General features: G+C 71.1%; 2 protein-coding genes and 1 pseudogene. 2 read left to right on the top strand and 1 reads right to left on the bottom strand.

What is annotated here, in order from left to right:
* Nucleotides 1-104: 104 nt before the first annotated feature.
* A complete protein-coding gene (locus AC13HU_RS21735) occupies nt 105-2,753 on the bottom strand; it encodes an alpha-L-rhamnosidase-related protein (RefSeq protein ID WP_483043588.1) in 2,649 nt (882 codons plus the stop codon).
* 320 nt (nt 2,754-3,073) lie between these two features.
* On the opposite strand from AC13HU_RS21735, the pseudogene AC13HU_RS21730 reads away from it, so the two are divergent.
* Nucleotides 3,074-5,416 (top strand): annotated as a pseudogene (locus AC13HU_RS21730) (GH92 family glycosyl hydrolase); the annotation flags it as partial.
* Nucleotides 5,417-6,472: 1,056 nt separating this feature from the next.
* Nucleotides 6,473-10,462, top strand: coding sequence for a GH92 family glycosyl hydrolase (locus AC13HU_RS21725; RefSeq protein WP_483043587.1), 3,990 nt, complete (start codon nt 6,473-6,475; stop codon nt 10,460-10,462).
* Nucleotides 10,463-10,504 lie beyond the last annotated feature (42 nt).

The following is a 10,504-nucleotide window of genomic DNA, read 5'->3' as shown; positions in this document are numbered from 1 at the left end:
GCCCCACCCGTCGGACCCCGACCCGCCGACCTCCCCCGAATCGGCTCCGCGGCCGTCCCCGGACCGAGCAGGTGGGGCCGGGGACGGCCGTCGGTGCCGGTCGGTCAGCCGGCCGGGCGGACGGACACCGTCCGGGTGCCGGCGGTCAGCCCGTCGAGCACCACGTACCCGTCATGGCACCGGGCGGCGTAGGCCCTGGCCCTCCTGCCGTTCCACGCCTGCTTGCCGTCGACGTGCACGGTGACGGTCCGTCCGTCGGTGGGGACGGCGACGCTGCCGCGGGTGCCGCGCGGCACCCGGATGGTCAGCGCGAACGTGCCCCGGCCGGGGTGGTGCCAGTCCACCGCGAGCGGGCCGCGCGGGGTGGGCACCTGGCCGCGCGCCCAGGCGACCGAGCCGGGGCGGGGGCGCACCGACCAGGTGGTGAAGCCCGGCGCGGTCGGTCGGACGCCGAGCAGTTCGTTGGTGAGCGCCGGCACCACGCCGGTCGACCAGCCGTGCGCCATGCTGGTGTACGAGCCTTCGTACAGCGACCCGTCGGGGCCGATGCCCTCCCAGTTGGTGATGCCCGGGTCGTGGGTGTCCATCCAGCCGTAGGTGCGGCGGATCTGGTCCAGCGCGGAGTCCTCCCGGCCGCTGCGGAAGCGGGCGACCAGCTCCGGGTAGGACGTGAAGGCGTAGACCCGCTGCGAGGCGCCGTCGAAGATGGTGTCGTTGTCCATGAAGGCGTTGCCGTACGGCAGTACCGTCGTGGCGTCCAGGTGGGCGAGCGCGGACGCGGCCCGGGTGGCGTCGGCCACGCCGGCGGTGATCGCGATCGCGTTGCCGTCCTGGGCGTGCCGGGCCGGGCCGCTGGAGGAGTCCAGGTAGGCGCCGGCGGCCGCGTCCCACAGGTGGGCGTTGATGGCGGCGGCGACGGTGTTCGCCCGGTCCGTCCAGCGGCCGGCGTCGGCGGAGTTGCCGAGGTAGGTCGCTGTCGAGGCGGCGTCGGTGAGGGCCTGCACGTAGTTGGCGTTGTAGTAGGTGATCTGTCCGGTGCGGCCGAGGAAGGCGTAGTCGCCGTACCCCGAAGTGCCGCCCAGGCCCTTGCTGAGCAGGCCGTCCGCGTCGGTCACCGACGGGTACCAGGAGTCGAGCACCTTCGTCAGGTGCGGGTAGTAGCCGGTGGCGTAGCCGCGGTCGCCGGTGTGCAGGACGTAGTCCCAGCTGCAAGTCACCCACCACAGCGGATAGTCGAACAGCGGCAGGGTGTAGCCGTTGATCGACGCCGGCGGAATCCAGCCGTCGGAGCGCTGGTGGTCGGCGAGGTCGGCGAGCACGTTGCGGGCGGCCGCGGCCGCGTCGTCGTGGGTGAGGTAGAGGGTGCGGGCGGACACCGCGAGGTCGCCGACATACGGGTCCCGGTCGCGCTTGGCGCCGTCCTGGAGGACCAACTTGCCGTCCAGGGAGGGGCTGTCGGCGCCCCGGGGGTCGATGTCGTCGGACCGGAAGGTGTCGGTGACCAGCTCGTTGGTGTATGCGGCGCCGTACCAGTAGCGGTTGAGGTCGTCGTCGGCGCTGAGGAACCAGCCGGTGTAGGAGTCCGGGGTGCCGAGGTACGCGGTGAACTCCAGCCACACCGCGTCGATGGACACCTCACCCCAGGGCTGGGCGGCCGGCGCGTCGGAGGCGAGCGCGTCCAGGCTGATCTGCAGGTAGCGGAAGCCGTGCAGGCCGTCGGCGTAGACCTGGGTGCCGCTGAGGTAGCCCTTGGTGTCCTTCCAGTCGGCGCCGCCGGCCGGCACCGCGAACTGGTCGGTGCCCTGGGAGGGCACCCCGGACTGGTCGGCGCGGGTGAAGTCGCTGCGGTCGGTGAGGAATTGGACGGTCTCGGAGAACGCCAGCCGCACGCCGGGAGAGTTGTCCGAGGCCGAGGCGAAGTTGACGTGCGGGTAGCCCACCACGACCTTGCCGAAGTCCACCACCACCCGCGGGATGTCGTCGTCGGGCAGCAGCCCCGGGTACACCTCGTTGATCCGGGTGAACTCGCCCTGGGGCGTGCTCTGGTCGGCGGTGACATTGATCCGTACCTGCGTGCTGGACACCGTCGTGGCGAAGGGCACGGCCCGCCGGACGGACGTGTTGCCGGTGACGGTGGCGGCGGTCTGCCAGGCGGAGCCGTCCCACGTCTCGACGGTGAAGTCGGACGGCACGCCGTCGGAGTTGGACAGCAGGGTGATGCCCGGCAGGGACAGCGGCGCGGCCGTGGTGACCGTCAGGGTGTCGGGGTAGGCCGCGATCGTGTCGTCGTTCCAGAAGGTGTCGGGGTTGCCGTCGATCGCGTTGGCGGCGTCGTAGGTGCGCGGCTGCCCGTCGTTGCCGCCGTTGGGCGCGTGCGAGGACGAGGCGGTCGCCGTGGTGCCGTCCGGCCAGCGCGGCGGCTGCGCCGGCTGCGGGCGGGTCAGCACGGTGACGCCGCCGCCCGGAGCCAGCAGCGCCTGGGGGTCGGTCACCGCGCCGCTGCTGCGCAGCACGCTCACCGGCCGTACGGTCCGGCTGGACGGGCCCTGGACGTACTTCTGCCAGTCGCCCGTGCCGTGCGGGCCTGGGGTGCCCGCCGGGCCGTGGTGGGCGCTGTCCGCGGCGGCGGTCCCGGCGGAGCCGAAGGTGAGCCCGGCGGCCGCCAGCGCGGCCCCGCCGAGTCCGGCCTTCATGACGGTACGGCGCTGCGGTCCGGGTGGGCGGGGGCCTTCTCCCGCAGGGGTGTTGGGCATGGTGGCGGCTCCAGACTGGAATGCGGCGTGAAACGATTCAACGACCGAGTGCGGCTTGAGGCTACAAGCACATCCAAGCCCCGTCCAGGTGTCGCGCCGGGCGAGACTTCGGAGCGCGCCTCGGGTGCAACGAGGCTTGAATCGATATGGACGAGGCGGCGGTGCACGGCCCCTGATCGTCCGTCAGGTGCAGAACGCTTGACGCCGGAGCCCTTCGTCGTCAGGATTCCTGTCATTCTTGGCATGCCCCGCGCCCCGGATCTCACCAGGCCCGGCCCGCGCAGAGAGCTGACAACGTTGTCAACGAACTGGAGTACACGATGACCCGACGGACGCGGCTGCGAAGAGCGGCCACCGCGGCAGTGGTCGCGCTCGCCGCGGCTTTCGCGGCGGCACTGCCGGCGCAGACCGCCTCGGCCGGCACGGCGAGCGCGGGCGGGGACCTGACCCACCTGGTGAACCCGTTCATCGGGACCCAGGACGACGGCAACACCTACCCCGGCGCCGCCATACCCTTCGGCATGGTCCAACTCTCCCCGGACACCGGCCACAACACCGGCTACGACTACAACCAGGACCACATCCTCGGCTTCAGCTCGGTGCACCTGTCCGGCGTCGGCTGCGGCCTCGGCGGCGACCTGCCGGTGCTGCCCACCACCGGTGACATCACCAGCACCGACGACGCGCGGTACGCGGCACCGTTCAGCCACGACGACGAGAGCGCGTCGCCCGGGTCGTACCAGGTCAAGCTCGGCACCGGCATCACCGCCGAGCTGACCGCGACCGCGCGCACCGGCTGGCAGCGCTACACCTTCCCCGCGACCGACAAGGCCAACGTCCTGCTGAACAGCGGCCAGGCGCTGCACAAGGTGACCAGCAGCACCGTGACCGTCGTGGACGACCGCACCGTGCTCACCGCCATCACCGGCAGCGGCTTCTGCCAGGACACCAAGCCGTACACGCTCTACACCGAGACCCGCTTCGACCGGCCCTTCGCCTCCTACGGCACCTGGAACGGCGACACCGTCACCGCGGGCAGCGCCAAGTCCACCTCCACCGGACGCGGCGGCGCCTACGTGCGGTTCGACACCACCAAGGACCGCGCCGTCACCGCCGTGACCTCGCTGTCGTGGACCGGCCCGGCCGGCGCCGCGAAGAACCTCGCCGCCGAGGGCCGCGGCAGCTTCGACCGCGCCCGTGCCGCCGCCAAGCAGGCGTGGCAGGACCGGCTCGCGCAGATCCGGGTGACCGGCGGTACCGACGAGCAGCAGCGCACCTTCTACTCGTCGCTGTACCGGTCCTTCCTCGCCCCGAACGTCGGCGACGACGTGGACGGCCGGTACACCGGCTGGGACGGCAGGGTGCACCCCGCGGACGGCATCACCTACTACCAGAACTGGTCGCTGTGGGACACCTACCGCACCCAGCAGCAGCTCCTGTCGCTGCTGGCGCCGAGCGAGTCCCGGGACATGGCGCTGTCGCTGCTGCGGGTGGCCGACGAGAGCGGGCAACTGCCGCGCTGGGGCTACGGCACCGTCGAGACCAACATCATGACCGGCGACCCGGTCACCCCCTTCCTGGTGGACGCCTACCGGCAGGGGCTGCTCAAGGGCCATGAGCAGGAGGCGTACCGCGTGCTGAAGCAGCACGTCGACCACGCGGCGCCCGCCTCCTCGCCGTCCGCCGACCGGCTGGCCGACCCGGAGTACCTGGCGAACGGCTACGTGCCGTACGACCCGACCCGGCCGCAGACCAAGCCCGGCGACGACGACTACCAGCACGGGCCGTCCGCGACGCTGGAGTACGCGCTCGCCGACGCGGCGCTCGGCGGGATGGCGCGCGACCTGGGCCACACCGCGGACGCCGCCAAGTACCTGACCCGCGGACAGAACTACCGCAGCATCCTCAACCGGGCGACCGGCTTCTTCCAGGCCCGCGACACCGACGGCGCGTTCGTCGGGCCGACCGACCCGGCCTCCGGTGTCGGCTTCCACGAGGGCACGTCCTGGCAGTACATGTGGCTGGTGCCGCAGGACCTGCCCGGCCTGCTCGACCAGATCGGCGGCACCTCCGCCGGGAACGCGCGGTTGGACTCCTTCTTCGCCTACGACCAATTGCTCAAGGACCCGGCTGGCACCGCCCGGAACGTGTGGGTCAACGGCCCCTACTCGTACTACAACCAGGACAAGTACAACCCGCAGAACGAGCCCGACCTCAGCGCCCCGTACACGTATCTGTCCACCGGGCAGCCGTGGAAGACCACCGACGTGGTGCACGCCGCGCTGACGCTGTTCACCGACGCGCCCAACGGGGTCACCGGCAACGACGACCTCGGCACGATGTCGGCCTGGCAGGTGCTGTCCGCGATCGGGATCTACCCGATGGCCCCCGGCACCGACCAGTGGGGCGTGTCCACGCCGCTGTTCGATCGGGTCGACCTCAGCCTGGACCGTAAGTACTACCCGGCCGCCCGGCTGACCGTCACCGCGCCCGGCAGCAGCGACACCGACCGCTACATCCAGTCCGCGCGCCTGGGCGGCAAGGCACTCGCCCGCACCTACTTCACCACCGCCGACATCAAGGCCGGCAAGGACCTCGCGCTGACCCTCGGCACCAAGCCCTCGACCTGGGGCACCGCCAAGTCGGCCGCCCCGCCCGCCCTGGACCACGTGCCCGACACCCGGCGGCACACCGCCGCGGCCGTGAACCCGGCCGCGCCCGGCATCCTCGCCGGGGCCAAGGCCACCGAGGTGGACCTGGCCGCGGTGCTCTCCGGGCCCGGCAAGGTGACCGGTTCGGTGACCGTCTCCGGGACCGGGCCGCTGACCGTGGACCCGGCACGGACGTCCTTCACCGTCGAGTCGAAGTCCCTGCCCGCCACCCATGTGGTGCCCCTGCACGTCTCCGCTCCGGCGGGCACGCCCGACGGCACCTACCCGGTCACCGTCAAGGTGACGCAGGCCGGTGGCCCGACCGCGACCAGGACCGTACCGGTCTCGGTGACGACCTCCGGCTGCCAGGGCACCGGCGGCTACTGCCCGCAGGACCTGTCCGCGCAGTACGACGTGGACGGGGTGAGCGCGGCGGGCGGCCCCGGCGCGGACTTCGACGGCACCGGCACCAGTTACCCCGCCGAGCAGATGCCCACGCCCGGCACCGGGGTACTGGCCGGCCGCGCCTACGACTTCCCCGACACCTCCGGCACCGCGAAGAACTTCGTCACCGCCCACGGCCAGACCGTCTCCCTGATGTCGCGCGCCTACTCGGGGCTGGACGTGCTGCTCGCCGCGCACGGCGGCGACGTCACCTCGACCGCGACGGTGCGCTACACCGACGGCAGCAGCGCGCAGTTCGCGCTGAACGCCACCGACTGGGCGGCCGGCTCCCCACGGCTCGGCGAGGACGTCGCCGTGCACGCCGACAGCCGCTACGACAAGAACGGCGCGCCGGACGGCGTCGCGGTCAACCTCTGGCACATCTCCGTCCCGCTGGACAGCGGCAGGACGGCGGAGTCCCTCACCCTTCCCGACAACACGAACCTGGCGCTGTACGCGATCAGCGGTCACAACGCCTGATCAAGGCCGACCGCCCCTGATCGCCGCCTGATCGCCCGACCGACCGTCATATACCTGCCGGTGCCCCGTTCGTCCGCGACCCCCGTGCGAGCGGGCGGGGCACCGGTCAGTACCTGGAGCCGTAACCAGAAAGGCAGCACCTTCATGAGAAGTGGCCGATCCCGCCGCACCCTCGCCAGATCACTGCTGGCAGCCGCGGTGTCCATGGCCCTGACCGTGCCCGCCGCCGGCCTCGCGCACGCCGCGGGCAGCGGCTCGCACGGCGCGGGCCACGCCCCCGCGCCGGCCTTCACCACGTCCTTCGAGTCCGGGCAGCCGCAGCCGACCTGGACGAGCACCTCGGAGACCGACGCGAAGGGCAAGGCGTGGGTCGCCGGCGTGACCGCCGGCACCGTGCCGGTGCTGGCCGGCAGCATCAAGGACAAGATCGCCAAGGTCACGGCGAGTTCCGACAACCCGCCCGACGAGACGGCCGGCATGGCCGCCGACGAGGACCCCAACACCAAGTGGCTGACCTTCGCCACCACCGGCTGGCTGCAGTACGAGCTGAGCGGTGACGTCACCGTCAAGAAGTACGCGCTCACCTCGGCCAACGACAGCCCGGACCGCGACCCGAAGGACTTCGAGCTCCAGGGCTCGGCCGACGGCTCCAACTGGACCACCGTGGACAGCCGGAGCGGCCAGAAGTTCGGCAACCGCTTCGCGTCCGACATCTTCGACGTGGCCCACCCCGGCGCCTACCGCTACTACCGGCTCGACGTCACGGCCAACAGCGGCGACACCGGCTCCACCCAGCTCGCCGACCTCATCCTCTCCGACGGCTCCGCCGCCCCGACCCCGGTGGCCGGCATGACCACCGACGTGGGCAGCGGCCCGTCCTCGGGTCCCGACGTCAAGCCGAACGTCGGCTTCACCGGCGCCAAGGCGCTGGAGTACGCCGGCACCCACACCGCGTCCGGCGCGGTGCACGCCTGGAACAAGCTCTACGACGTGCACATCCCGGTCGCGCGTGACACCCGGCTGTCGTACGACATATTCCCGGAGCTGACCGGCGGGGACCTGAAGTACCCCAGCACGTACGCCTCGGTCGACCTGCACTTCACCGACGGCAGCTACCTGAGCCAGCTGCGGAACAGCGCGCAGGACGCGAACGGCGTCGCGCTCAGCCCGCGGGCGCAGGGCGACTCGAAGATCCTCTACGCCTCGCAGTGGAACGCGGTCGCCGCGTCCGTCGGCAAGGTCGCCGCGGGCAAGACGATCGACCGCATCCTGCTCGGCTACGACGACCCGGCCGGCAGCGCCGCAGCGGGCGCCGCCACCCAGTTCAAGGGCTGGATCGACGACCTGACGATCGGCGCGGCCCCGGCGGCGAACACGTCCAAGAGCTACGTGGAGCACGTGGACACCCGGCGCGGCACCAACTCCTCCGGGTCCTTCTCCCGCGGCAACAACCTGCCGCTGACCGCGGTGCCGAACGGCTTCAACTTCTACACCCCGGTCACCGACGCCGGTTCGGACAGCTGGGAGTACAGCTACGCGGCGCAGAACAACGCCGACAACCTGCCCACCTTGCAGGCGCTCGGCATCAGCCACGAGCCCAGCCCGTGGATGGGCGACCGCGACCTGTTCCAGGTGATGCCCTCCGCGGCGGCCGGCACCCCGGACCTGGACCGCACCAAGCGGGCGCTGCCCTTCAAGCACTCCGACGAGGTGGCCCAACCCGACTACTACGGCGTGACGTTCACCGACGGCATCAAGGCCGAGCTCGCGCCCGCCGACCACTCGGCGATCCTCCGCTTCACCTTCCCCGGCAAGACCGGTGACCTGCTCTTCGACAACATCGACAACAACGGCGGCCTGACCTTCGACGCCGCCAAGGGCACCCTCGACGGCTGGTCGGAGCACAAGAGCGGCCTGTCCACCGGCGCCAGCCGGATGTACGTGCACGCCGAGTTCGACCGGACGCCCGGCACGGCCACCAAGACCACCGGCCAGGGCCGCGACAACGTCACCGGCTACGCGCAGTTCGACACCTCCGGCAACAAGGTGGTGACCATGCGCGTCGCCACCTCGTTCATCAGCGCCGACCAGGCGAAGAAGAACCTGGACCAGGAGATCCCGCAGGGCACCTCCTTCACCTCCGTGCAGAACCGCGCCGCGCAGGCGTGGAACGCCAAGCTCGGCAAGGTCCAGGTACAGGGCGCCGGCGACGACCAGCTGACCACGCTCTACTCCGACCTGTACCGGATGAACCTGTACCCGAACTCCGCCTCGGAGAACACCGGGACGAACGCGCACCCGGTGTGGAGCTACGCCAGCTCGTTCTCGCCGCAGGGCCCCAGCTCCCCGACGCAGACCGGCGCGAAGGTCGTCCCCGGCCAGGTCTACGTCAACAACGGCTTCTGGGACACCTACCGCACCGAGTGGCCGGCCTACTCGCTGCTGGAGTCCGACACCGCGGGCAAGCTGGCCGGCGGCTTCGTGCAGCAGTACAAGGACGGCGGCTGGACCGCCCGCTGGTCCTCGCCCGGCTACGCCGACCTGATGACCGGCACCAGCTCCGACGTCGCCTTCGCCGACGCCTATGCCAAGGGCGTGACCGGCTTCGACGCCAAGGCCGCGTACGAGGCGGCGGTGAAGAACGCCACCACCGTCTCGCCGAACTCCGGCACCGGCCGCAAGGGCATCGACACCTCCGAGTTCACCGGCTACACCAACACCGCGGTGGACGGCAGCGTCTCCTGGTCGCTGGACGGCTACGTCAACGACTACGGCATCGGCACCATGGCGGCGAAGCTCGCGACGGCGCCCGGCACCTCCAAGGCCGACCGCGAGCGCTACCAGGAGGAGTCCGCGTACTTCCTGGCCCGCGCGCAGAACTACACCACCCTGTTCAACAAGAACGTGGGCTTCTTCGAGGGCCGTAACGCCGACGGCTCCTGGCGTGTGGCGGACTCCGACTACGACCCCAAGACCTGGGGTTACGAGTACACCGAGTCCAACGGCTGGAACTACGCCTTCACCGTGCCGCAGGATCCGGCCGGCCTGACCTCGCTGTACGGCGGCCAGAAGAGCATGGAGAAGAAGCTCGACACGTTCTTCGGCACGCAGGAGACCGCCCAGGGCGACACCGGTTCGTACGGCGGCACCATCCACGAGATGATCGAGGCCCGTGACGTCCGGATGGGCGAACTGGGCATGAGCAACCAGCCGTCGTACGGCATCCCTTACATGTACGACTACGCGGGCGCGCCGGCCAAGACCCAGGCGGCGGTCCGGGAGATCGAGCAGCGGCTGTTCAACGGCAGCTCGATCGGCCAGGGCTACCCCGGCGACGAGGACAACGGCGCCACGTCCACCTGGCAGATCTTCAGCGCGCTCGGCTTCTACCCGCTCCAGACCGGCAGCGGCAACTACGAGATCGGCTCGCCGCTGTTCACCAAGGCGACGATCCGCCTCGACAACGGCAGGACCATCACCGTCAACGCGCCGAACAACAGCCGCAGCAACGTCTACGTGCAGTCGCTGAAGGTCAACGGCAAGCCGTACAACAAGGTCTACCTGACGCAGGACCAGCTCTCCAAGGGCGCCGTGCTGGACTTCAGCATGGGCTCCAAGCCCTCCAAGTGGGGCACCGGGAGCAACGCCGTCCAGACCTCGCTGACCCCGGCCGGCGGCACCCCGAAGCCGCTCGCGGACACCACCGGAGCCGGTCTCGGCACCGGCTCGGCGGCCGACGGCACCGACGTGGCCGGCCTGTTCGACAACACCTCCAAGACCGCGGTGACCTTCCCGACCGCGACCCCGCAGATCAGCTACGCCTACCAGGGCAGCGGCAAGTCGGCCGAGCAGAAGGCCACCTTCTACACCCTCACCTCCGGCAGCACCGCGGCCCAGGACCCGAAGAGCTGGCAGCTCCAGGGCTCCGTCGACGGCGGCAAGCACTGGACGACCGTCGACACCCGCAGCGGCCGGACCTTCGACGACCGCCTCCAGACCCGTCCCTTCGAGGTCGCCCACCCCGGCGACTACTCGTCATACCGCCTGGTGGTGACCGCGAACAACGGCGGCACGTCCACCACGCTGTCCGAGGTGGAACTGCTCGCCACATCCGGCGCGAGCGCCCACCACTGATCCACACCCGCCCGCGGCGACGCCCCCGTCACACCCGTGGCG

It is taken from the genome of Streptomyces sp. NH27 (assembly GCF_056859195.1).
Note: the sequence above shows the minus strand (reverse complement) of the source record. Positions and strands in the feature narration are given on the sequence as shown.

Coding starts and splice junctions, on each gene's coding strand:
- AC13HU_RS21735 (WP_483043588.1), bottom strand. CDS start 2,753: ATGCCCAACACCCCTGCGGGAGAAGGCCCCCGCCCACCCGGACCGCAG.
- AC13HU_RS21725 (WP_483043587.1), top strand. CDS start 6,473: ATGAGAAGTGGCCGATCCCGCCGCACCCTCGCCAGATCACTGCTGGCA.